The 22462-nt window shown below is 71.3% G+C and carries 20 protein-coding genes; 5 read left to right on the top strand and 15 right to left on the bottom strand.

What is annotated here, in order from left to right:
* Positions 1–62: 62 nt before the first annotated feature.
* The 3 genes from HNR22_RS27790 to HNR22_RS27780 all read right to left on the bottom strand — a co-directional run bounded on the left by HNR22_RS27790 (position 63) and on the right by HNR22_RS27780 (position 6367).
* The gene (locus HNR22_RS27790; RefSeq protein WP_246381009.1) at positions 63–2837 is read right to left on the bottom strand and encodes a discoidin domain-containing protein; all 2775 of its coding nucleotides are present in this window, start codon (positions 2835–2837) and stop codon (positions 63–65) included.
* Positions 2838–2999: 162 nt separating this feature from the next.
* On the bottom strand, positions 3000–3779 hold the full coding sequence (locus HNR22_RS27785) for a DeoR family transcriptional regulator (RefSeq protein ID WP_179782837.1): 780 nt from the start codon (positions 3777–3779) through the stop codon (positions 3000–3002).
* Positions 3780–4021: 242 nt separating this feature from the next.
* A complete protein-coding gene (locus HNR22_RS27780; RefSeq protein ID WP_179782836.1) occupies positions 4022–6367 on the bottom strand; it encodes a beta-galactosidase in 2346 nt (781 codons plus the stop codon).
* Positions 6368–6728: 361 nt separating this feature from the next.
* Between HNR22_RS27780 and HNR22_RS27775 the strand changes: the two genes are divergently transcribed.
* Complete coding sequence (locus HNR22_RS27775) at positions 6729–8441, top strand: exo-alpha-sialidase (RefSeq protein ID WP_179782835.1); 1713 nt, start codon at positions 6729–6731, stop codon at positions 8439–8441.
* Positions 8442–8504: 63 nt separating this feature from the next.
* Here the strand turns inward: HNR22_RS27775 and HNR22_RS27770 are convergent, their stop codons facing one another.
* The 7 genes from HNR22_RS27770 to HNR22_RS32085 all read right to left on the bottom strand — a co-directional run bounded on the left by HNR22_RS27770 (position 8505) and on the right by HNR22_RS32085 (position 13950).
* A complete protein-coding gene (locus HNR22_RS27770; RefSeq protein ID WP_179782834.1) occupies positions 8505–9122 on the bottom strand; it encodes a malonic semialdehyde reductase in 618 nt (205 codons plus the stop codon).
* Positions 9119–9679 carry a flavin reductase gene (locus tag HNR22_RS27765; RefSeq protein ID WP_179782833.1) on the bottom strand — a complete coding sequence of 187 codons (561 nt, stop codon included), beginning with the start codon at positions 9677–9679 and terminating at the stop codon, positions 9119–9121. The genes HNR22_RS27770 and HNR22_RS27765 overlap by 4 nt, the downstream gene beginning before the upstream one ends.
* On the bottom strand, positions 9676–11010 hold the full coding sequence (locus HNR22_RS27760; RefSeq protein ID WP_179782832.1) for an LLM class flavin-dependent oxidoreductase: 1335 nt from the start codon (positions 11008–11010) through the stop codon (positions 9676–9678). The genes HNR22_RS27765 and HNR22_RS27760 overlap by 4 nt, the downstream gene beginning before the upstream one ends.
* Before the next feature lie 11 nt (positions 11011–11021).
* Positions 11022–11876, bottom strand: a complete 855-nt coding sequence (locus HNR22_RS27755) for an ABC transporter permease (RefSeq protein WP_179782831.1) — start codon at positions 11874–11876, stop codon at positions 11022–11024.
* Positions 11869–12714, bottom strand: a complete 846-nt coding sequence (locus HNR22_RS27750) for an ATP-binding cassette domain-containing protein (RefSeq protein ID WP_179782830.1) — start codon at positions 12712–12714, stop codon at positions 11869–11871. The genes HNR22_RS27755 and HNR22_RS27750 overlap by 8 nt, the downstream gene beginning before the upstream one ends.
* Positions 12711–13742, bottom strand: a complete 1032-nt coding sequence (locus HNR22_RS27745; RefSeq protein WP_179782829.1) for an ABC transporter substrate-binding protein — start codon at positions 13740–13742, stop codon at positions 12711–12713. The genes HNR22_RS27750 and HNR22_RS27745 overlap by 4 nt, the downstream gene beginning before the upstream one ends.
* 130 nt (positions 13743–13872) lie before the next feature.
* Complete coding sequence (locus HNR22_RS32085; protein ID WP_349881247.1) at positions 13873–13950, bottom strand: putative leader peptide; 78 nt, start codon at positions 13948–13950, stop codon at positions 13873–13875.
* A 237-nt stretch (positions 13951–14187) separates the two neighbouring features.
* On the opposite strand from HNR22_RS32085, the gene HNR22_RS27740 reads away from it, so the two are divergent.
* Positions 14188–14367, top strand: coding sequence for a DUF4236 domain-containing protein (locus tag HNR22_RS27740; RefSeq protein ID WP_053653605.1), 180 nt, complete (start codon positions 14188–14190; stop codon positions 14365–14367).
* A gap of 72 nt (positions 14368–14439) precedes the next feature.
* On the opposite strand, the gene HNR22_RS27735 is transcribed toward HNR22_RS27740, so the two are convergent.
* Together HNR22_RS27735 and HNR22_RS27730 are read right to left on the bottom strand one after the other, a co-directional pair.
* Positions 14440–15324, bottom strand: coding sequence for a hypothetical protein (locus HNR22_RS27735; protein ID WP_179782828.1), 885 nt, complete (start codon positions 15322–15324; stop codon positions 14440–14442).
* Positions 15325–15348: 24 nt separating this feature from the next.
* Positions 15349–15870 carry a VOC family protein gene (locus HNR22_RS27730; RefSeq protein WP_179782827.1) on the bottom strand — a complete coding sequence of 174 codons (522 nt, stop codon included), beginning with the start codon at positions 15868–15870 and terminating at the stop codon, positions 15349–15351.
* Positions 15871–15919: 49 nt separating this feature from the next.
* Here HNR22_RS27730 and HNR22_RS27725 point away from each other — a divergent pair, with 49 nt between their 5' ends.
* Positions 15920–16381, top strand: coding sequence for a MarR family winged helix-turn-helix transcriptional regulator (locus HNR22_RS27725; protein ID WP_179782826.1), 462 nt, complete (start codon positions 15920–15922; stop codon positions 16379–16381).
* 57 nt (positions 16382–16438) lie between these two features.
* Entirely contained in the window at positions 16439–18064 is a 1626-nt protein-coding gene (locus tag HNR22_RS27720; RefSeq protein ID WP_179782825.1) for a tetratricopeptide repeat protein, read from the top strand.
* 281 nt (positions 18065–18345) lie between these two features.
* On the opposite strand, the gene HNR22_RS27715 is transcribed toward HNR22_RS27720, so the two are convergent.
* Complete coding sequence (locus HNR22_RS27715) at positions 18346–19722, bottom strand: ATP-binding protein (protein WP_179783745.1); 1377 nt, start codon at positions 19720–19722, stop codon at positions 18346–18348.
* Between the two features lie 74 nt (positions 19723–19796).
* A complete protein-coding gene (locus HNR22_RS27710) occupies positions 19797–20453 on the bottom strand; it encodes a response regulator transcription factor (protein WP_088946934.1) in 657 nt (218 codons plus the stop codon).
* 95 nt (positions 20454–20548) lie between these two features.
* On the opposite strand from HNR22_RS27710, the gene HNR22_RS27705 reads away from it, so the two are divergent.
* On the top strand, positions 20549–21688 hold the full coding sequence (locus HNR22_RS27705; protein WP_179782824.1) for a LolA family protein: 1140 nt from the start codon (positions 20549–20551) through the stop codon (positions 21686–21688).
* Between the two features lie 68 nt (positions 21689–21756).
* Here the strand turns inward: HNR22_RS27705 and HNR22_RS27700 are convergent, their stop codons facing one another.
* Entirely contained in the window at positions 21757–22383 is a 627-nt protein-coding gene (locus tag HNR22_RS27700) for an SGNH/GDSL hydrolase family protein (RefSeq protein ID WP_179782823.1), read from the bottom strand.
* Positions 22384–22462 lie beyond the last annotated feature (79 nt).

Here is a 22462-nt window from a genome sequence, read left to right as displayed (position 1 = left end):
CCCGGTTCTGGCCGTGGCCCGTCGGACAGGGCGGCAACCCTGTCCGACGGGCCGCGCGAGGATCAGCTCCCCGACGCCACCGGGGTTCCGGTGATCGCCAGGTCGGCCATCGTCGTCCAGGGACCCCTGGCGCCGGCCTCGCTCAGTGCCCGTAGGCGCACGTACCGGCCGCTGCGGGCGGCGCTGAACGGCACCACCTTCTGCGTCGACGAGTCGGCGAAGGTCCCCGACGCCACCGCCGTGCCCCAGTTGCTGGGGCTGTCCGAGACGTACACCTCGTAGCGGCCGATCCGGCCGTTCACTCCGCCGTCCTGTCGGGGCAGATACCGCAGCCCATCGACCTGGTACGTGGCGCCCAGATCGATCTGGATCTCGTGCGGCAGGGGCGCGGCGGTGGACGACCAGGCGGTGTGCCAGGAGGTGGCCGGGTTGCCGTCGAACGCGTTGGTGGCCGCGCCGTTCTCCGCGCTGGTCTCCTCGCTGTCGGCGTACACGAGCCGCCAGTCGTCCTGCGGAATCGGCGGCGGCGTCGTGCTGGTGCCGGCGACCGGCAGCACGGCACCGTCGATCCGGGTCTGGAACGCGGTGCTCCGCGACCCGGCCTTGATCCGCAGAACTCCGTCCGCGTAGAACCAACCGCTGCTCGCCGAGTCGTACGCGGCGCGCGTGGCGAGCGACGGCAGCGTCTGGCCAGCGACCGTGACCGCGCGGGGAGCGGCCGCCAGGTGCGCGGTGAACTCGTAGGAGCGCGACGACGGCTTACCGGTGTACGTGCCGGTGGAGGCGCCCACGTCCACTGTGACAGTCCCGGTGCCGGACGTCGGTGCCGCCATCCGGACCTGCTGGGTGGCGTAGGCCCCGCCCTGGTAGGCGCGAGTGATGCCGTCGTCCTCGTAGAGAGTGAAGCTCGACGTGCCGCGCGGGTACAGGTCGTAGGTGAGTGTGGAGACCGGCTTCTCGCCGGTGTAATTCATCTGCGGCCACATCGGCACGATGGAACCGCCCTTGACGAACAGGGGCAGCCGGTCGAGCGGTGCGGCGTACCCGTTGAGGGTCAGTGGCCCCTGGTACACCCGCCCGGTCCAGTAGTCGGTCCAGGTGCCGGCCGGCAGATAGATGCCGTCGCGCAACTCGGTGTCGGAGACCACCGGCGCCACGAGGAAGGCGTCGCCGGCCATGAACTCCCCGGACGTGGCGTTGCCGCGAGCCACCGGGTCGTTGGGATACTCCAGCACCAGCGCTCGGGTCGCCGGCACACCGGTCACGCTGGCCACGCGGCTCATCGTGTAGTGATACGGCATCAGCCGCATCTTGAGCTGGAGGTACCGGCGGTTGATCGACAGGTACGGCTCGGCGTAACGCCAGGGCTGCTTGTCCTGGTAGCCGGCCGCCGGGTTGGTCACGCCCCAACCGGACATCGTCATGAACGCCGGGGTGAACGACTTCCACTGAAGGTCCCGCACGTAGGTGTTCGGGCTGCCCCCGAAGATCCCGTCGACGTCGCCGGTGGCGTAGTTGAAGCCGGACAGCCCGGCGCCCGCGACCGCCGGCACGGTCCACCGCATGTCGTCCCACCGGCCGTACGTGTCACCGGTCCAGACCACGGCGTTGCGCTGGGTGCCGGCCCAACCGTCGACGCTCCACACGTAGCGGCGCGCGTCGGAGTTGCGCTCGATGCCGTCCACCGCCTGCTGAACACCACGGAAGGCGTTCTGGTAGCCGCCGCCGACCCAGGCGACGTCGGTCTTCACGCCGCGGCTGCCGGCGGTGCCGACCTCGTAGTCGATCGACGACAGGCCGGTGGAGGTCCACAGGCCGGTCTGGAAACCGAGCGCCTTGGCTCCGGCGACGGTTGCGGGCAGGTCGTTGTAGCCGCAGCCGTACCCGTCGTTGGGCAGGAACCAACCGGACGGCATGTCCTTGGCCCGGGCCTCCCGTGCGTACGACAGCACGTCGGGGGTCCGCTGGTGCCCGGCCCGGTTGTGGTCGCCCTGGTAGGCGGGGTTGGATGCGTTGAAGCAGTCGGCGTTGCCGAGTTCGAGGCCCCACATCGGGCTCAGGAAAGGCTTGCCGGTCACGTCGGTGTACGCGCCGAGCACGCCCTTGAGCGAGTCACCCACGAAGTAGTAGGCGTCGAAGCGTTCCTCGTTGTGGGTGGTGGTCACCGGCGCGGTGAAGCCGTACGAGCCGGGCGCCCACGTGTTGCGCAGGACCCCGTAGCCGTTGGTGGACATGTAGAAGGGCGCCGGACTGGCGTTGGTGTTCTCCCGCCACTGGTTGTCCACGGCGACCGGGACCGTCTTGTCGCGCAACGCCCACTCCCCCAGGCGCAGGCCGGTGCCGTAGAACTGCTCGTCCGCGGCGCGGGCCAGCCGTTGCGTGGTGCGGCCCGAGCCCCAGTCGAGCGGTTGTGACTCCCGCCAGATCAGCGTCCCGTCCGGGCGCTGGACCTGCATCGTCAGGGGGCTCTTGTTGATCCGGATGACCACCGCCGAGGTGGCGATGCGGAAGGAGGTGCCCTCGTCGGTCATCGTGCTGGCGACACTGCCGAAGTCGGTCCGTACGGTGATCTCGTTCGCCGCCGGTTCGGTGAAGGTGCCGTTGGGTGCCACCCAGACGCGGAAGATGTCCGCGCGGGCCAGGGTGAGCCGGATGCGGGCGGCCGTGCTGGTGGCGATGGTGTACGTGTTCCCGGCCCGGGTGAGGCCGGTGGCGCTTCCCGGTGTAGCGGCACGGGCGGGTACGGCTTGCAGCATCGCGGCGAGCAGGATGAGGGCCACGACGGCGGCCCGGACGGCGGTTCGGGGGCGGGACGCGGGCAGCGATGACCAGATCATCGTTTTCTCCCGGTGTGGTGAGGGACGATGCGGCTCCAGACATTCACATGGGCCGATAAGCAGGAATGCTGCACCCACTTGACTCAAGATGCAAGAAATCGGCGGCGATTTCGCATCGAGTTCCATCTTTGCCGTCGGGACCGTTCCCGCCGGCGACGCTCGTCAGACCTGGACCACCTTCACCCCGGCCTGCTCGACGAGGCTCACCTGCTCCGGATCCGCCGCCCTGTCGGTGATCAGGGTGTCGATGTTGCCCAACGGACAGATCCGGTTGAAGCTCCGGCGGCCCAGCTTCGAGGCGTCCGCCACCACGATCGTCCGCGCGGCGCTGGTCACCATGACGTGGTTGACCGCCGCCTCGCCGTCGTTGTGCGCGCTGGCGCCGTGCTGGTGGTCGATCGCGTCCACACCGAGGACGACCACGTCCAACGCCACGGACGCGAGCATCGTCTCAGCGATTCGGCCGACCAGCTCGTACGACTGCGGGCGGGCCGTCCCACCGGTGAGCACCACCCGGATGTGCGGCCGCACGATGAGTTCGTGGGCGATGTTCAGCGCGTTGGTCACCACCGTGTTCGCCGTCATCTGCCCGTTCGGGTCGGTGCGCAGCGCGAGAGCCCGGCCCACCTCGGTCGTCGTGGTGCCCCCGTTGAGCCCCACCGTGCTCCCCGGCGGAATCAGTGCGACGGCGGCCGCGGCGATGCGCTGCTTCTCCGATGCCTGCCGGACCGCCTTGTAGCGCAGCGGCAGGTCGTAGGACACGTTCGTGACGACCACGCCGCCCCGGGTACGTGTCACCAACTGCTGGGTGGCGAGCTCGTCGAAGTCACGTCGGACGGTCGCCGTGCTCACGCCCAGCTCGCGGGCGGTGGACTCGATGTCGAGCTGACCCTCGACCGCGACCATCTCCAGGAGCCGGTGCCACCGCTCGCGCTGGTTCACGTCTCACTCCGGTCGCTCGGCCCGCCCATGCGCCCATCCTTGCATCCCAGATGCAATGTCCCGCACCGCACCACGGCGGAGCGGGCCCGGGAGCGCGGGGTGGACATCACGCGTCGGTGAGCCCGTGCCGGTGAGGGCCGGTAGGTGACCTCTGCGGCCGCCGCGCCGCAGCCGGTCGCCTGCCCGGCCCTCACCGTCCCGGCCGAACCGCTGGTCAGGCCGGTGTCATCTCGCCCGGGGCATCAGCTTGGGGTGAGCCGCCAGTGCTGGGAGGCGCTGCCGGTGTCGCTCTGCTGCACGATGGCGGCACCGTTGGTGGTCGCCCCGCCGGCCACGGCGAGGACCTTGCCGGTCTGCACGTTGACGAGTTTCACGAAGTCGCCGGAGGCGGTGACGACCCGCCACTGCTGGTTGCCGCCGCCGGTCGCGGTCCACTGGATGACCCGCGCCCCCTCCGCTGTGGAGCTGGCCTCGACGTCCGCCAGCAGCCCCGAGTTGACGCTGGTCATCGTGGTGACGCCCCCCACCGCACCAGCCATCAACCACGCCTGGTTGGTCCCGCCGTTGGGGGTCCACTGGATCAACTGCACGCCGGTGACCCGGGACAGGTCCGGCACGTCGAGGGCCTTGCCGCTGGCCCGGTTGACCACCGTGTGGCGGACGGCGCCCGACTGGCCGCTCAGGGTGGCCTCGAAGGAGATCGGCTGCGCCTGCACCTGATGCAGGTCGAAGACGACGATCTCGTTGGCCCCGACCCGCAGCCACGGCGCCGGGCAGTAGAGCCGCTGCTGTGGCCCCACCTTCCAGTAGCGGCCGAGGTTACGGCCATTGACCCAGACCACGCCCTTGGTCCACCGGGACATGTCGAGGTACGTGTCGCCGGTCTGGGTGAGATTCACTGTGGCTTTGAAGAAGATGCCGGGCCGGGAGCTGTTGCTGATCACTGGACGGAGGCCGGCCACGAACGCCTCGTCGACGGGCAGCAGGTGGGTCTGCCAGTTGGTCAACGTGCCGGTCAGGGTGCCCGCGTCGACAAGCGACACCCGTTCCGTGATGCCCTTGCGGTCGACCAGGGCCTGGCCGAAGTTGTTCCGGCCCATGCCCTCCACCAGGATGTCGAGCGTGGGACTGCCACTGGCCGAGGTCTTCAACGCCAGCGGCGCGTCCTGCACTGTCACCCCGAGCGGCGTCGTGTAGGCCGCCGGGAGGTTACTTCGGGACAGACCGCCCTGGTAGACGCCGTCGAGGAACACCGTCGCGTAGTCGCGCGCCGACCTGATGTCCAGCGTCGCCCGGGTGTAGCCGGGCAGGACCCGGCGGTACAGCATGAAGCCGGAGTTCTGGCCGTACATCTCCATCGGTTGGGGGTTCGTCTGCGTCGACAGCGCGGCGGGCAGGTTGTCCCACAACGAGGCGTACGGCGTCGGCAGCACCGCCTGACCGCCGGTACGCACGATGGTGGGGTTCGGCGCGGGCACGGCCGGCAGCGTCACCCCGAGGGCCGTGCCGATGATCTCGCGATAGGTGGGGTACAGCCGAGACGGGGCGCCCTGCTCGTTGATCGGCGCGCCGTAGTCGTAGCTGGTGATGTCCGCCTGGTAGCCGGACCCGTTGTCGGCGGCGTTCGCGCCCGCGGAGTACCCGAAGTTCGTCCCGCCGTGGATCATGTAGAGGTTGAACGACAGCCTGCCGGCCATCAGGCCCCGCAACTGGGTGGAGATGTCGGTGTTCGACCCGGCGAAGCCACCGTCGCTCCAGTGCGTCAACCAGCCCGTGTAGAGCTCGCCGGACATGGCCGGGACGGTCGGGAAGGACTGACGGGCCGCGGCGATGGCCGCCGCGTCACCACCGCTGAGCGCGATCGCACCGCCGGTCACGACCGTTCGGTTGCCCTGCACCTGGCCGAGCCCGTCCTCGGTGTAGAACGGTCCCGTGATCCCGGCGGCCAGCCACAGTTGTCGCAGTTCCTCGAGATAGACGGCGTCGCTGCCGTACGACCCGTACTCGTTCTCGATCTGGACCATCAGGATCGGCCCACCGTTGGCCACCATGAGCGGCCTGACCTGCGCGGCGAGCGCGTTGACGTAGCGCGTGACGGCCGCCATGTAGTTGGGGTCGGAGGCGGTGCGGACCCGCAACCTGATGTTCGGATTGCGCAGCAGGTACGGCGGCAGACCACCGAGGTCCCACTCGGCGCAGACGTAGGGGCCGGGACGCAGCAGCACGTACATGCCCTCGGCCTGGCACAGCCGGATGAAGCCGGCGATGTCCCGCCGGTCGGTGGTGAAGTCGAAGACGCCGGGCCGTTCCTCGATGTGGTTCCACATCACGTAGATGGCGATCGTGTTCATGCCCATCGCCTTGGCCATCTGGATCCGATGGCGCCAGTACTGCACAGGGATGCGGGACGGGTGCATCTCCCCGCTGCGGATCTGGAACGGCTGACCGTTGAGCAGGAAGTTGCTGCCATCGGCGGAGAACCCGAAGACCTGTGCCGCGGCGGCCGCAGCACCGGCCGGGCCGCCCGACGCCAGCATCGCCGCGAACGGACTGAGCACACCCAGGGTGAGGAGTTGGCGCCGTTGCATGGTCTCTCCTTCGGACAGGCATCGTCGCCACGCAGGCGGCGGCCGAGGGGCGGGACGGGCCGGATCGCCAGCGTGTCGACAATTATCGATGTAGACCGAGCCTGCCAGACGCTGCAACATGATGTAAATATCTACGCTGTTTTTGCATCTTCGATCATCTACGCCGGCAATTGATCGCACATGGCAGCTACCACGGCTCCCCGAGCGTCGATCTATTGACGACCCGCCCGGCGCCCCTTAGCGTCTTGGACGTCAGATATCCGACGTCTTATGGCTAACTTCGCCGTTCCTCACCCCCGTCCCCGGAAGGACATCCCCCGTGTCTCCTGTCCGAGCACTACCGCGCCGAGTGATAGCGGTCGTGGCCGCCGTCCTCGGCGTGGCCGCGATCCTGCCCGCCACGCCAGCTCACGCCGCCCCCGCCGGTGTGAGCGCGACGGCCAGCGCCGACTGCACGACCGGCCGGCTCAACCTGCGGCTCACCAACGGCAGCACCACCGCGCAGACCTTCACCGTCACCTGGCCGGGCCGCACCAACTCCCCCTGGACCCGGACGGTCGCCGCCGGCACCAGCAGCAACGAGCTGTACTGGACCCTCCCCGCCGGCACGGCGTACACGCTGCGGACGACCACCCCGACCGGGTTGGACGACACCTCCGCCGGCATCTTCCACTGCGGCACCGGCATGTCGGCGGTCGCCAGCTACGACTGCACCGCCGGGCGACTCCAGCTCGCGTTGGAGAACCGCACCACCACCGCCCGGGACTTCACCGTGGCCTGGGCCGGGCGCACCGGATCCCCGTGGACCCGCAGCGTCGCCGCTGGCGGCAACTTCCTGCACTACTGGACCCTCGGCGCGGGCACCGCGTACACCCTGCGGGTCACCGCTTCCGGTTTCGACACCACAGTGCGCGGCACCACCGGGTGCGGCCTGGCCGCCGGCACCCCGCAGATGAACAGCACCGCGGTGCTGACCACGCAGAGCGTCATCCGCAACATCAACGGTCCCAACGGCCGCTACGACGGCACCTCCGCCTCGGTCCGCATCCCGGGCATGGCCGTCACCAACAACGGCACGGTCATCGCCGTCGCCGACGCCCGGATCAACGGCCAGTACGACCTGGGTGGCGGCACCAACAACATCCAGATCGCCATGACCCGCAGCACCGACGGGGGCCGCACCTTCGACCAGCCCCGCGTCATCCACGCGCCCGCCACCACCAGTGAGGGAGCGGGCGACCCCAGCCTGCTGGTGGACCGCAAGACCGGCGTCGTCTACTGCTTCTACACCTACTCCCCCAAGCCGGGCATCAGCTTCTGGTCCGGCTCGTCCGGCCTCAACACCGCCAACGACCCGAACAGCCTGCACCTGCAATACATCACCAGCCGGGACAACGGCGCCACCTGGAGCACCCCGGTCGAGCTGAACCCGACGATCAAGCTCCCGACCTGGCAGCAGGCGTTCTTCTCCTCCGGGCACGGCATCCAGAGCAGCACCGGACGCCTGATCCAGCCGTTCGTCTACCGGGACGCGGCCGGTCTCACCCAGACCGCCAACGTCTACAGCGACGACAACGGTGCGACGTGGAAGCGCGGTGGCTCCGCCGGCGGGAACATCAACGAGAGCAAGGCCGTCGAGCGTGGCACCGGAGCGATCGTGCAGAACATGCGGCACAACAGCACCCGCAGCCGGTTCTACTCCACCTCCACCGACGGTGCTGTCACGTTCGGCGCGGCCACGGCCAGCCCTCTGCTGACCGATCCGCTCTGCAACGCCGACGAGATCTCCTACCTGCGCCCGTCGGAGGTGGGCACGAACGGTGCTCCGGTGCGTACCCGTACCGCCCTGTTCAGCAACAACGCGGCCCCGTCCGCCCGTAACGACCTCACCGTCCGGCTCTCCACCGACGACGGTGCCAGCTGGCCGGCCCGGGCGCTGGTCAAGCCGGGAGCGGCGGGTTACTCCACGATGGCAGTGCTGAACGACGGCACCATCGGCAACCTGTACGAGGTCGGCGGCACCGGAGGCATCTTCTTCGCCCGCTTCACCCTCGACTGGGTCAAGGGGGCCTGACCCGCGACCTTCCGCCCCCGGTGCCGGCCTCACGCCGGGACCGGGGGCGGTCCCGTTCCCCACTCAGCCGTCGAGCGTGCTGATCACCTCCCCGGTGTCCAGCCGGGGCAGACGGTCGGGCGAGTCCCCGGCGTCGGGGTGCCCGAGATTGAGCAGGAGCAACACCTCGTGCCGACCGTCGGGGAAGAACTCCCGCCGCACGCCTGCCGCGTCGAAGCCCGCCATCGGGCCGGCGGCGAGACCCGCCGCGCGGACACCGACGATCAGGTAGCCGATCTGCAGGGTGGCGTTGAACCGGGCCTGCTCGACCCGCGCCGCCCGATCCGCCAGCCAGTCCCGCGCCTGCGGACGGTGCGGATACAGCTCGGGCAGCCGCTGGTGGAAGTCCACGTCGGCGGCGAGGACCGCGGTCAACGGAGCGGCGGCCGTCTTGGCCCGGTTGCTGCTGGAGACGTACGGCAGCAGTCGGGCGCGCGCCGCCGGTGAGCGGAGCAGCAGCACCCGCAGGGGCTGGCCGTTGTAGGCGGTCGGCCCGTACCGGATCAGGTCGTGGATCGCCGCGACCTGGGCGTCGGTGACCGGCTCGTCGGTGAACGTGTGGGCCGTGTGGGCCGCCCGGAACAGCAGGTCCTGGGCGGCCCGGTCCAACGCGAGCAGGTCCGGCGTGGTCGGTGCGCTCACACCTCGACCGCCGTGGTGTAGCCGCCCCGGTGGTGCACCAGCGGCGCGCCGTCCCCGCCGTCGCCCAACGCGAGCGGCTCGGCGATCACCAGCGTGTGGTCGCCGGCCGGCACCCGGTGCACCACCCGACAGAGCAGCCGGGCCAGCACTCCGGTCAGCAACGGCACCCCGAACGGCCCCGGCGTCCAGTCCGGGTACGCGGCGAACCGGTCGATGCCGCTGGTGGCGAAGACGGCGGCGGCCTCCCGTTGCCCTGCGGCCAGCAGGTGCACCGCGACGTGCTCGGCTCGGGCCAGCACCGGCCAGCTCGACGACGCCGTCCCGAGGCAGAACGAGACGAGCGGTGGATCCAGCGACACCGAGGTGAACGAGGTGGCGGTGAATCCCGCCCGGATCGGTGCGCCGATCCCACCCAGGCAGGCGGGGTCGGTGGCGCGGGCGACGGCGGTGACCACCGTGACGCTGGTGGCCTGCCGACGCAGCAGAGCACGGAACAGGTCCCGGCTCACCGGCCGCAGCTCGGCGGCGTCCGTCGTCAGACGCTCCACGGTGGTCACGCCGACACCAGGGTCGACGCGGCGTACGCGCTGACCGGTCGGGGCAGGCCGTAGTGCTCGCGTAGCGTCCGGCCGGTGTACTCGCTGCGGAACAACTTACGGGCGCGCAGCACCGGCACCACGTGGTCGACGAAGTCGGCGAGCCCACCGGGCAGGTGCGGCGGCATGATGTTGAAGCCGTCGGCGGCGCCCTGGGTGAACCACAGCTCGATCTGGTCGGCGATCTGCTCCGGGGTGCCGGCGACCACCCGGTGACCCCGGCCGCCGCCGAGCCGGCCGATCAGCTGCCGGATCGTGAGCCGTTCCCGGCGGGCCAGCTCGGTGACGAGCTGGTATCGGCTCTGGTGGGCCTGCACGGTGCCGGAGTCGGGCAGCTCCGGCAGCGGCCCGTCCAGCGGCAGGCCGGTCAGGTCGACGCCGAGGATCCCGGAGAGCTGGGCGAGGGCGTAGTCGGGGACGATCAGCTCCTCCAACTCGGCGGCGAGCGCCTGCGCCTCGGCCTCGGTGCCGCCGATCACCGGCGCGATGCCGGGCAGGACCTTCACCAGGTCCGGGTCCCGGCCCGCGGCGGTGACCTGCCGTCGCAGCTCGGCGTAGAAGCCCTGCCCGTCGGCGAGGGTCTGCTGTGCGGTGAAGACCGCCTCGGCGTAACGGGCGGCGAAGGCGATTCCGTCCGGTGACGAGCCGGCCTGCACCAGCAGCGGTCGGCCCTGCGGCCCGCGGGGGATGTTCAGCGGGCCGCGGACCTGGAACTCCGGCCCGCGATGGGCCACCTCGTGCACCCGGTCGGTGTTGGCGAACACCCCGGCCGTGGTGTCGAAGACCAGCGCGTCGTCCTCCCAGCTGTCCCAGAGCTTGATCGCGACGTCGACGAACTCGGCGGCCCGCCGGTACCGGTCGGCGTGCGCGGGGTGGCTGTCCCGGTTGAAGTTGACCGCCTCCCGCTCCTGCGCGGAGGTGACGATGTTCCAACCGACCCGGCCGCCGCTGAGGTGGTCCAGCGAGGCGAACTTGCGGGCGGTGTGGAACGGCTCGTTGTAGGTGGTGGAGACCGTCGCGATGAGACCGATGTGCTCGGTCACCGCGGCCAGCGACGCCAGCAGGGTCAACGGTTCGAAGACGGCCTGGATGTTGTGCCGGGGGTTCGGCCCGACCGAGAGCCCGTCGGCGAGGAACAGCGAGTCGAGGGTGCCGCGCTCGGCGATGCGGGCCAGCTCCTGGAAGTGCCGCACGTCGGTGACCCGACGCGGGTCGGTGCGGGGGTGCCGCCAGGCGGCCTCGTGGTGGCCGACGCCCATCAGGAACGCGTTCAGGTGCAGGGTACGGGTCATTGGTGTCCGTCCTATCCGGCCGATACGTCGACGCGCCACGTGGAGAAGCGACGTTCGAGGGCGACGAGGAGCTGGTTGACGACCAGGCCGATGGCGGAGATCGTGATGATCCCGGAGTACATGTCGGCGATCGCGAAGTTGTACTGCGCGTAGTTGATGAGGTAGCCGAGGCCGGCCTTGGCGCCGACCATCTCGGCCGCGACCAGCACGAGAATCGAGTACGCCCCGGCCAGCCGGACGCCGGTGAAGATCGTCGGCACCGCGGCCGGCAGGATCACCTTCTGGAACAGCCGCAGGTGGTTGAGCCCCATCGAGCGGGCCGATCGGATCAGCAGCGGGTCGACGCCCTTCACCCCGGCGATGGTGTTCAGCAGGATCGGCCAGGAGCACGCGTACAGCACCAGGGCGATCTTGGAGGTCTCCCCCAGGCCGAGGATGAGCACGAACACCGGCAGCAGGGCCAGCGCGGCGGTGTTGCGGAACACCTCCAGCAGGGGGCTGAGCAGCTCGGCGAGCGGCCGGTACCAGCCGATCAGCAGGCCGAGTGGGATGGCGGTGAGCACCGCCAGACCGAGCCCGGCCAGTGACCGGGTGAGGCTCGCACCCACGTGCTCTGCGAGCTGCCCGCTGCGCAGCAGCTCCCACCAGGCCACCAGCACCTCGGACAGCGGGGGCAGGAAGACCCGGTCCACCAGCCCGAGCCGGGGTGCGCCCTCCCAGATGGCCGCCAGCGCGGCGATGGCGACGGTACGGTGCAGCACCCTCGCCCCGACGCCGAGCAGTCGGCCGGCCCGGCCGGGGACGACACGGTCCGGCACGGCGGGTGCGGCCGCCAGCCGGGTGGGACGTTCGGCGATGTCAACCAACGCGGGCCTCCTCGGGGTGCCGGACGCCGGTGCCCTCGGCCGCCTGGGCGGCACGCACCTCGTCACGCAGCAGGGTCCAGATCTCGTGCCGGTGGTGGCGGAACGCGTCGGTGGAGCGCACGTCCTCGACCGCGTCCCGGTCGCCGAGGTCGATGTCGATGACCTGTTTGAGTCGTCCCGGCCGGGAGGTCAGCACGGCCACCCGCTGACCGAGGTGGACGGCCTCGTCGATGCCGTGGGTGATGAACACGATGGTCTTGCCGGTGCGGGCCCAGATCCGCACCAGCTCGTCCTGCAACGAGTCGCGGGTCTGCGCGTCGAGGGCCGCGAACGGCTCGTCCATCAACAGGACGTCCGGGTCGTACGCGAGGCTGCGGGCGATCGCGACCCGCTGTTTCATCCCACCGGACAGCTCGTGCGGGTAGCGGTCGGCGAAGCCGCGCAGACCGACCAGGTCCAGGTGGTACCCGATCAGGTCGGCGCGTTCCGCGCGGGGCACCCCCTTGGCCTCCAGTCCGAACGCGACGTTGCCGGCGGCGGTGCGCCAGGGCAGCAGCGCGTACTGCTGGAAGACGATGCCCCGGTCCAGGCCCGGGCCGGTGACGGGCCGACCGTCGACGAGCACCTGGCCCGCCGTTGGTCGGGTGAGGCCGCCGAGCAGATCGAGCAGTGTGGACTTGCCGCAGCCGCTCGGACCGACGACGACCAGGAACTCGCCGGGGCGTACCCCGAGGGTCACCTGGTCCAGCGCGGTGACCGCGCCGGCGCTGCCACGCCGGTGGGCGCGGACCGGGAAGGTCTTGCTCACCCGGTCGAAGAGGATCTTGTCGGTGCTCACGCGCCGCCCCCGTCCACGAAGGGGTTGAAGCGGTTGGTGTAGATGTCGGACGGTTTCGGGCGGTCGCCCTTCAGCTCGCCCTCGGCGGCGAGCCAGTCGATCCAGGTGCCGAACTCCTGCTCGTCGATCACGCCGCCCCGGCCGGCGACGCCGCTGCTCTTCCAGTACGCGACGAGCGACGGGTCCTCGTTGCGACCCCGCTTGGTGATGATGTCCCGCATCCGGGTGACCACGGTCTCGCGGGGTTGGGTGCGGGCCCACTCGATGGCCTTGCCCACCCCCGTCACGAACGCCTTCACGGTCTGCGGGTTGCGTTTGATGAAGTCGTCGCGGAAGACGTACGTGCCGCCGCTGAACGCGCCGAGCAGCTCGTAGTCGGTGAAGATGGTGCGGATGCCGCCACTGGCGACGGCCTTGTCCCGGATCACCCCGCCGAGCACCGCGACGTCGATCTGCTTCTGCCGCAGCGACTGCTCGGTGTTGACCGGGGGCAGGGCGACCAACTCGACCTGTTTGACCTCGGCGGGGTTGAGACCGCCGCGGGCGAGCCAGGTCTTGAGCACGGCCTCGGCGTGCGCGCCGAGGGTGTTCATGCCGACCTTCTTGCCGATCAGGTCGCGAGGGTTGCGGATCGGGCTGTCGTCGAGCACGTAGTAGCCCTGGAAGGTCTGCGCGTCGGAGCCGTAGTAGCTGACCACGGCCGTGATCGGTGCGTTGGCGGCGGCGAGTTTGACGATGGCGCCGTTGAACGCTCCGCCGAAGTCGCTCTGCCCGGTGGCGGTGGCCTGGATGTCCTGCGGGCCGCCGGTGACGTTGCCGATCCAGTTGAGTCTGACGTCGCCGAGGTAGCCGAGGTCGGCGGCGAGTTCGGGGAGGGTGACCTGGCCGACCGAGCCCTGGTAGCGCAGTTCGGTGGTCTGGCCTCCGCCGGCTGCGGCGTCGGCGCCGCAGGCGGCCGTGCCGGTCAGCAGGGTCAGGGCGGCGACGGCGCCGAGGGTACGCAGGATGGCGCGACGAGGTGGGGACATGAGGAGTCTCCTGATCTGTCCACGGTGGGAGCGGGGACGCCCGATGTGGGCGTGAAGGCACGCTGCTCCGCGTTGAGCGGGCGGGCGGTGGGAGTGCGGCGCTGGAGCCGAGCCGGACGAACCGGTCAGCTCAACAGAGCGCGCTCGCGTGCCGGACCAGGTCGACGTGCACACGAGCGGTGAGGAGGAGCTCATCCCGCTGCGACATGACCTCATGTTGCCGGGCACGGGATCGAGCGGTCAACGGTCTTCCAGAAGGTGAGACTTCTATCGCTGCCGATGTTACGAAGCGCCCCTAGCTGCGTTTACCCGGGCGCAACACCTACCTGCTGAATAGGGATAGCGCTCACTGTCCAGGACGGACACCGAGAGGGTTTCAAAAGTTGTCGGTTCGGGCATGTTCGATCTCGACACGGCAGGGAACGGTGACGAGGGGAGACCTCCGATGGGCCTCATGTTTCGTAAGCGCAAGAAGTACGGACCGATCATCCTGAACTTCACCGAGAACGGCTTCTCCTCGTGGAGCATCAAGATCGGTCGTTGGTCCTGGAACTCGAAGGCCAAGGCGCACCGGGTCGACCTGCCGGGTCCGCTGTCCTGGAAGCAGGACAAGTCCCGGTCGTAATCATCCCGGGAGTCGAGCGGGGTGCCGGTGATTCACCGGCACCCCGCTCGGCGTCTGTGGGGTGCGGGATGCTCAGCGCGCCAGGGCGATGATCTCGTCGCCGGCCAGCTTGCCGACCTCGCGGTCGCGCCGCACCTCACCCGCGTCGAGCAGGTCGGCGAGCGCCCGGTTGGCGTCGGCGGCACGGTAGACGGTCGCGGTGAGGGTGTGCCGGCGCAGTTCGGTGACCGGCCGCGACCCGCCCTCACGCAGCTCGGCCAGCAGTTCGCGGATCAGTGGTTCGAGGTCGGGATCGCCGGCCACGTCGACAGTCGCGCCCATCGGGTCGGCCGGGTCGCGGTAGCGCACGTCGAGATCCGCGCCGATCGCCCAGAGCGCGTCGCGGACCGCCTCCAGGCTCCGGTCGGAGCGGCTGCCGAACGCGATCACACCGGCCGCGTCGCCGTCCGGCAGCACCGGCGCCACCTCGGCGACCAGGGGGAAGCCGGCGGAGACGAGCGCGTCACGGGCGCTGTCGCCGGTGTGCAGCAGCAGCTCTCCGGTGCGACCGTTGGTCGCGGCGGTGAGCAGTTTCGGCGTCACGGCGCCGGGCAGGTCCACGAAGGAGAACAGTGGGGCGCCAGCGGCCCCGGCGGCCTTCACGGCGACCGGGAGGCGGTATGGGTCACCGGGCAGCAGGTGCACGGTGACCTCGGCGGGCAGCTCCGCCTCGATCGGGCCGAGTCGGGCCGGCAGGTCGGCGGCGCCGTCGGCCAGCACCAGCACCGTGACCTGCCGGCCGCGCGCCTGGTCACCGTGCGCGGCGATCAGGCGCAGCGCGGCCTCCGCGCTGCCGGCGGTCGTGCCGGCGAGTGCGACGGTGGCCCGCCGGGAGCGGTGCAGGGCCGCGGGCAGCCAGGTCGTCAACTGGCGGACCAGCAGCTCGCGGAGGAAATCGGTGGTCCGGTCGGTCGGCATCGGTCCGTTCTACCGTACGACCGATCAGGCCGGGACGGAGATCCCCACTCCGCCCCTGGTCTGCCCGCCGTAGCGCTGCCGCTCGGCGTCCAGGTCGAGCCGACCGATCTGCTTGCGGGCAGCGAGGGCGCTGTCGTCGAGCAGGTCGGCGGGGATCAGCCAGACGATCTCGAACTCCAGACCGTCCGGGTCCTTGCCGTAGAGGCTCTTGGTCGTGCCGTGGTCGGAGGTGCCGGCCAGCGCGCCGGCGGCGGCGAGTCGCTCGGCGGTGGCAGCCAGCTCGTCGAGGGTGTCCACCTCCCAGGCGAGGTGGTAGAGGCCGACGGTGGCCCGACCGGCGGTCGACCGCCCGGCCGCGGCACCGATCTCGAACAGGCCGAGGTCGTGGTCGTTGGTGGAATCGGAGGCCTGGAGGAAGGTGGCACCCCGGAAGCCGTCCGGGGTCATCGCCACCGGGCGGAAGCCCAGCACGTCGCGGTAGAACGCGACACTGCGGGCGAGGTCACTGACGTAGAGGACCGCGTGGTTGAGCCGGTGGATACCCATGACCCGAGACTAGCGCGATTTGGTTGAACGTTCAACTACAGGGGGTATGATGGCGGTCATGACCCGCTGGCTGGACCCCGACGAGCAACGCACCTGGCGCGCGTACCTCACCGCCACCCGGGTGCTGATGGACACGCTCGACCGCGAGCTGCAACGCGAGGCGGGCATGCCGCACGCGTACTACGAGATCCTGGTCCAACTCTCCGAGGCCCCAGGCCGCCAACTGCGGATGAGCGAACTGGCCCAGGCCGCCAGCTCGTCGCGCAGCCGGCTCTCGCACGCCGTGGCCCGGCTGGAGGCCGCCGGCTGGGTGCGCCGCGAGGAGTGCCCTACCGACCGACGAGGGCAGATCGCCGTGCTCACCAACGAGGGTTTCGCCACCCTCGCGGCCGCCGCGCCCGGCCACGTCGAGGGGGTACGACGACACCTGTTCGACGCGTTGAGCCCCGCCCAGGTCGACCAGCTGCGCGGGATCAGTGAGACCTTGGCCGAGCACCTGACCGGATCCTGACCAATCGACACCGGCGCGGGTCTTGTACTTACCGTCGTCGGATGAGCACGATGGGGCGTGTCTTCCGGCTTCGGCGAACTGACTGATCAGGCGCACCACCTCGTGTCGGCCGGTGATCTCGCCGGCGCGCAGCAGCTGCTCTCCGACGCGCTCACCGACGCCGACCCCCGCCCGGCCAACGCCACCGGAGAGCTGGCCGAGGCGGCCAGCCTCCAGGCGCGGGTGCTGGTGGCCCTCGGTGAGCCGCACTCGGCCCGGGGGTGGGCCGCCTTCGCATACGCGGCCACCACCCGACTGCACGGCCGCTCCGACCCGCGCACCGTGGCCGCCGCGGCGACCCTGGCCGCGGTGCTGCACCGGGTCGGCAGCCATTCGAGGGCCGCCCGGCTCTATCAGGAAGTCATCATCGAGCTGACCGCACAGGACGGTCCGGAGTCGCTGCGGGTGCTCGCGGCGCACGCCGACCTGGCCACGGTCGAGTACGCCCGCGGGCAGTGCACAGTGGCCCGTGACCGGCTCCAGGACGCCTGGGAGCTGCACCGCGAGGTGTACGGCGACGGGCACCCCAGCGGCATCAAGATGCTGGCGCGGCTCGGGGCGATGCAGCGGGACTGCGGGCAGTTCGCCGAGGCGCACGACAACCTGGCACTGGCCCGCGAGCTGTGCCGGCAGCACCTGCCCGCCGACGACCCGCTGGCGGCACAGGTGGCGACGCTGGCCCGGGCGGCGGCCAACCCCGACCACGCCTGCGCCGACGACCCGCCCACGGCCCCGGACACGCCGGTGGTGCCGGCCGCCCGTGTCCCTCCGCACCGCGACGACCCGGCCGACTCCGACTACCACCCGCCCGCTCCTCCCCCACACCACACCGGGGCGGCCGCGGGCGGCGGCGCCGTTCCGAACCCCCGGGTGCCCGCCGACGAACCGGTCGGGCCGGCAGGCACCAGATGGCCACCCGAGCCGGCGAGTGAACCCTCGTCGTACACCACCGACACCCCGGTGCCCCCGTCCGTGGTCGGGCTGGCCGGCGGCACGGAGGAGCAGTCCGGGGTGTACCGGCTTCGCCGGGCCGACGCGCACCCGCCGTCCGACCCGTACGCGCCGTCCGACCCGTATGAGCCGTCCGACCCGTACGCGCCACTCGAGCCGTACACACCGTCCCGGCTGCTGCCGGTGCCCGTGCACCGGGCGCCGTCGGCGCAGCGCAACCGGCTGGTGCCGGTGCTGGTGGCCGGCGTGGTCGTGGTCCTGCTCGGCGCCGCCGCCGTGATCGCCGGGGTGGCTCGGGTCGACGGCGACGACGAGCCGACCCCGCCACCGGCGAGCGGCTCCCCCAGCGCCGCCTCACCGGCCAGCACCGCGCCCGCCCCCACTGGCACCCCGCCCGCGTCGGCTGGCGACGCGGCTCCGCCCGGCAGTCCGCCCGGCGCGGTGACGCTGCGCGACACCCGGGACAGCATCGCGCTGAACTGGACCTACCCGGCCGGCAGCGAGGGTCCGGTGGTCATCGCGGGTGGCCGTACCGGCCAGGACCGCAATGTCTTCGCGACGCTGCCCGCGGGCACCACCAGCTACGTCATCTACGCGCTCAACCGCACCAACGACTACTGCTTCACGGTCGCCGTCGTCTGGTCCACCGACACCGTCGCCAGCTCCGAGCAGGTCTGCACCCGCCGCCGCTGACCCGCCAGGCAGGCCCCGCCGGCACGCCTCGCCGACCTCACTCAGCGTGGCTTGCCCGTTGACGAACCCGCTGTGACATTCCGTTACCTCCGGCGCACCCAGCCACACATCCCACCCCGCCTTTGCTTTGCTTACCTCGATGCACCACGGCGGACGAACAGCTGAGACGTCGCGGCAGCCGCTCCGACAGGCATCGGCGATTTATCACGCTTCGTAGCTGTCGCGCCCGCGAGTGCAGAGCAAAGGGTCATCGGTGGGTGGGTGGGGCAGGCACTTCGCCGTCACGGACCGTCAATCTGTGGCCCATGGCCGTCCTCGCCCGGGAACGCCGGCAGCAGCAGACACACTCGCAACCCAGCCTGCTCCGGCGCGTCGGTCAGGCTGATGCTGCCGCCCGCACGTCGCACCAACTCCCGGACGATGGCCAGCCCCAGGCCGGCGCCCCCGTCGTCGCGGGCCCGTCCGTCATCCAGCCGGGTGAACCGATCAAAGACCCGCTCCCGGTCCGCGACCGGGATCCCCGGGCCGTCGTCAGTCACCGTCACCAGGTGGTACGCCCCAAAGCCAGGCCCGTCCGGCGACGCCGCCTCGGCGGCGAGCACGACACTGCCGTACGCGTGCCGGACCGCGTTGTCGACCAGGTTGGCCAGCACGCGCCGCAGCTCGTCGGCGTTGCCGGTCGTCCAGAGCGGGCCCGGCGGCGGCGTCAACCGAACCGGCGGCGACGGGTAACGGGCGGCGACCTCGGCCAGCAGCGCGCCCAACTCCACCGGGCCGACGCCCCGGGTCGGTGGCGCTTCATCCAGGCGAGCCAGCAGCAGGAGGTCGTCGACCAGCCGGCTCAGTCGCTCGGTGTCGGTGAGCAGGTTGGTGGTGACCGCCGTCCAGTCCGTCCGGTCGGCGAGACGCTGGGCCACCTCCAGCTCGGTCCGGATGTTGGTCAACGGACTGCGCAGCTCGTGTGCGGCGTCGGAGACGAACGCCCGCTGGCGGATCCGGGCGGATTCCAGCCGGTCCAGCATGCCGTTGAGGGTGACGGCCAACCGGTGGATCTCATCGGCCGACGCGGGCACCGGCAACCGGCCGGCGCCGGCCCGCCCGGTGATCTCCTCGGCGCCTCGGCGGAGCGCCTCGACCGGGCGCAGGGTCGCGCCCACCACCCGCCACGCCACGGTGGCCAGCACGGCCACCAACAGGGGAAACGCCACCAGCAGGATGGTCCGGACGACGTGCGTGCTGTGCCGCACGTCGGCCATCGAGCGGGCGACCAGCACGGTGAGCGGGTCGGCCGCGGTGCCGGCGGGCACGGTGACCACCCGGACCGGACCGGCGAGCCCGACCCGCTCGGCCGGCACGTCCAGGCGCTGGCGGCGGTCGCGGTCCAGCCGCTCCGGGCGGACCATCGGCACCAGCCGGTCGGCATCGATCGAGGCGGCCCTGATCCGCCCCTGCGCGTCTACGACCTGGACGCGGACCTGGCCACCGGCCACCGGCAGCGGGTCGGGCAGCGCGTCCTCGGCGGCGAGCAGGGCGACCGCGTCGGCGGTCCGGAACGCCTCGGTGTCGACCGTCCGCTGGAGCACGAAGCCGAGCGCGCCGAGCAGCACCACCCCGCCCAGGGCGAGCCCGATGGTGAGGCCGAACACTCCGAGCGCCATGAGCCGCCCCCGCAGCCCGAGCACCGGCATCCAGCCGAGCCACGCCCGGCGGGCACCCACCGGAGCGTCGCCGATCACGTCGCCAGCCGGTAACCGGCACCCCGGACCGTCTCCAGCCGGTCGCGGCCGAGCTTGCGGCGCAGGTAACCGACATACACCTCGACGGCGTTCGGCGCGGTCTCCACGCTCGCGTCCCAGACGTGGTCCAGCAGCTCGGTCTTGGAGACCACCTGGCCGGGCCGGCGCATCAGGTAGTCCAGCAACGCGAACTCCCGCGCGGTCAGGGTCACCTCGTCGTCGGCCCGGGTCACCCGTCGGCGGGCCGGGTCCAGTCGCAGGTCACCGACCGCCAGCACCGCCGGGCGTTCCGGCGCGCCCCGGCGCAGCAGCGCCCGCAACCGGGCCAGCAGCACCACGTACGAGAAGGGTTTGGTCAGGTAGTCGTCGGCCCCGCAGTCGAGGCCGTCGGCCTGGTCGTACTCGCCGTCCTTGGCGGAGAGCATCAGCACCGGCAACCAGTGCTGCTCCGCTCGCAGCCGCCGGACCAGCTCGTAGCCGGAGAGGCCGGGCAGCATCACGTCGAGGATCATGGCGTCGTACCCGCCGTGCCGGGCCGCGTCCAGGCCGGCCGGACCGGTCCCCGCCACATCCACCGCGAACCCCTCCGCCTGGAGGCCGCGTTGCAGGGCGGCCGCCAACCGGGCTTCGTCCTCCACCACCAGCAAGCGCACGGTCCAAGGGTGCCACCCGGGTCAATCGTGCCGGTCCGGCGTCCTCAGCACACTCACAGGGCACAGGGGGGAGGATGTGCGGAGGAGGTGTCACCATGTCCGTTCTGAGAAGCCGTCCCGTCCTTCGTTGGCTGGTCCCGGCAACGGCTGCCGTCGCCGTCATCGGCGGGGGTGCGGCGATCGGCACGTTCGCCGCCGAGGCGGAGCCGAGCCTGCCACCGCGCACCGCGGCCCAGCTTCTGGTCGATCTGCAGACCTCCCGGCTGGAGGGGCTGTCCGGGACCGTGGTGCAGCGCGCCGATCTCGGCCTGCCACCACTCGTCGGGCTGGTCTCCGGCAACGAGCTGACCACCATGCTGACCGGCACGCACACCCTGCGGGTCTGGTATTCCGGCCCGGATCAGCAGCGGGTCGCGCTGCTGGACACCCTGGGTGAGCAGGACGTGATCCGCAACGGCCGGGACGTCTGGACCTGGCAGAGTCGCAGCAACACCGCCAAGCACCTCACGCTGGGCGGCGATTCCGGCGCCGGAAAGTCGGTCCCCGAGCCGGGGCCGACCATGCCCGCCACCCCGCAGCAGGCCGCCGACCTGGCGCTGGGCGCGATCGACCCGAGCACCGAGGTCAGCGTCGGCCGCTCGGCCACGGTCGCCGGCCAGGACGCCTACGAATTGGTGCTCCAGCCGCGCGACAAGGACTCACTGGTGCACCAGTTGCGGATCGCGATCGACGCCAAGCAGCACGTGCCGCTGCGCTTCGAGGTGCTCGCGAAGGGCAGCGACCGGCCGGCGTTCGAGATGGCCTTCACCCAGGTCGACTACCGCCGCCCGGACGCCGACCAGTTCACCTTCAACCCGCCGCCCGGTGTGACGGTCACCGAGGAGAAGGCGGAGCGGCCGGCCGCCGGCCCGGGCGCCGGCAAGCCTGGCCACGCCGCACCCTCGGGTGACCCGCAGGTGCGTACGGTGGGCTCCGGCTGGACGACCGTGCTGGTCGCCCGCCTCGACGGGGTTGACGGCGGCCCGAAGACCTCCGCGAAGCCGGCTGCGCCACCGGCCGGCTCGCCGGACGTGGACACGTCGAAGCTGCTCGGCGGGCTGCCGGCGGTCAGTGGTGACTGGGGCAGCGGTCGGCTCTTCAGCAGCAAGTTGTTCAGCGTGCTGCTGACCGATGACGGCCGGGTGCTCGCCGGAGCCGTCACCCCGGAGCGGCTCTACCAGGCCGCGCGCGGCTGATCCACACGGTGTTGGCGCCGGGTCGACCTGACGGTCGGCCCGGCGCTTCGCTGTGGGTCGGGCTGAGGTCAGGAGACGCCGAGGGCGGTGAGGTAGGCGTCGGCGAGGACCGCGTGGCCGGGCAGGTGCGGGTGTACGCGGTCGTCGGCCCAGCGCGTCGCCGGACTCACCGCCAGCACCCGGTCGAACGCCGCCTGGTTGGCCACGTGCACCGCGTCGAACTCGGTCGCCAGCCCCGCCACGACCGCTCCGTACCGGTCGGTGTCGGCGCGTTGCGGGACGCTCCGGTCGGCCTCGATGAGGAACGGGTCACCGAGGATCAGTCGGCAGCCGGTGGCGTCGACCGCCCGACGGAGCAGGTCGCGCAGGGTGCGCTCGTACTCCTCGATGCCGACGGCCTCATCCGGCCGGTCACCGTAGTGCCGCCAGATGTCGTTGATGCCGATCAGCACCGCGAGCCAGTCGGGGCGCTCGGCGATGGCGTCGTCATCCCAGCGGGCGGCCAGGTCCCGGACCGTGTCGCCGCCCACACCCCGGTTGACCCATTCCAGCCGCAGCTCGGGGTGCCGTGCGTCGACCAGGGCGCGCACGAGGCTGACATAGCCGCTTCCGTAGGGCGCGGCGTTGTCGCGTCGACCACAATCGGTGATGCTGTCGCCGATGAAGACCACCCGTTGCCCGGTCCGCAGGATCATCCGCCGCCACCTCGCGATCACCGGCGCGCCGACCCGTCCGGCTTGGTGAGAACCGACGGAACGCGCTATCTTCAACAGT

This window comes from Micromonospora jinlongensis, from assembly GCF_013410645.1.
Taxonomy (GTDB): Bacteria; Actinomycetota; Actinomycetes; order Mycobacteriales; family Micromonosporaceae; genus Micromonospora; species Micromonospora zamorensis.
This window is presented reverse-complemented; position numbering and strand designations above follow the sequence as displayed.

Bases quoted from the DNA above. Each gene is read 5' to 3' on its own strand.
- HNR22_RS27725 (WP_179782826.1), top strand. From the start codon at position 15,920: ATGGCGGTCATGACCCGCTGGCTGGACCCCGACGAGCAACGCACCTGG.
- HNR22_RS27735 (WP_179782828.1), bottom strand. From the start codon at position 15,324: ATGCCGACCGACCGGACCACCGATTTCCTCCGCGAGCTGCTGGTCCGC.
- HNR22_RS27790 (WP_246381009.1), bottom strand. From the start codon at position 2,837: ATGATCTGGTCATCGCTGCCCGCGTCCCGCCCCCGAACCGCCGTCCGG.
- HNR22_RS27740 (WP_053653605.1), top strand. From the start codon at position 14,188: ATGGGCCTCATGTTTCGTAAGCGCAAGAAGTACGGACCGATCATCCTG.
- HNR22_RS27700 (WP_179782823.1), bottom strand. From the start codon at position 22,383: ATGATCCTGCGGACCGGGCAACGGGTGGTCTTCATCGGCGACAGCATC.
- HNR22_RS27780 (WP_179782836.1), bottom strand. From the start codon at position 6,367: ATGCAACGGCGCCAACTCCTCACCCTGGGTGTGCTCAGTCCGTTCGCG.
- HNR22_RS32085 (WP_349881247.1), bottom strand. From the start codon at position 13,950: ATGTCGCAGCGGGATGAGCTCCTCCTCACCGCTCGTGTGCACGTCGAC.
- HNR22_RS27760 (WP_179782832.1), bottom strand. From the start codon at position 11,010: ATGACCCGTACCCTGCACCTGAACGCGTTCCTGATGGGCGTCGGCCAC.
- HNR22_RS27705 (WP_179782824.1), top strand. From the start codon at position 20,549: ATGTCCGTTCTGAGAAGCCGTCCCGTCCTTCGTTGGCTGGTCCCGGCA.
- HNR22_RS27745 (WP_179782829.1), bottom strand. From the start codon at position 13,742: ATGTCCCCACCTCGTCGCGCCATCCTGCGTACCCTCGGCGCCGTCGCC.
- HNR22_RS27730 (WP_179782827.1), bottom strand. From the start codon at position 15,870: ATGGGTATCCACCGGCTCAACCACGCGGTCCTCTACGTCAGTGACCTC.
- HNR22_RS27715 (WP_179783745.1), bottom strand. From the start codon at position 19,722: ATGGCGCTCGGAGTGTTCGGCCTCACCATCGGGCTCGCCCTGGGCGGG.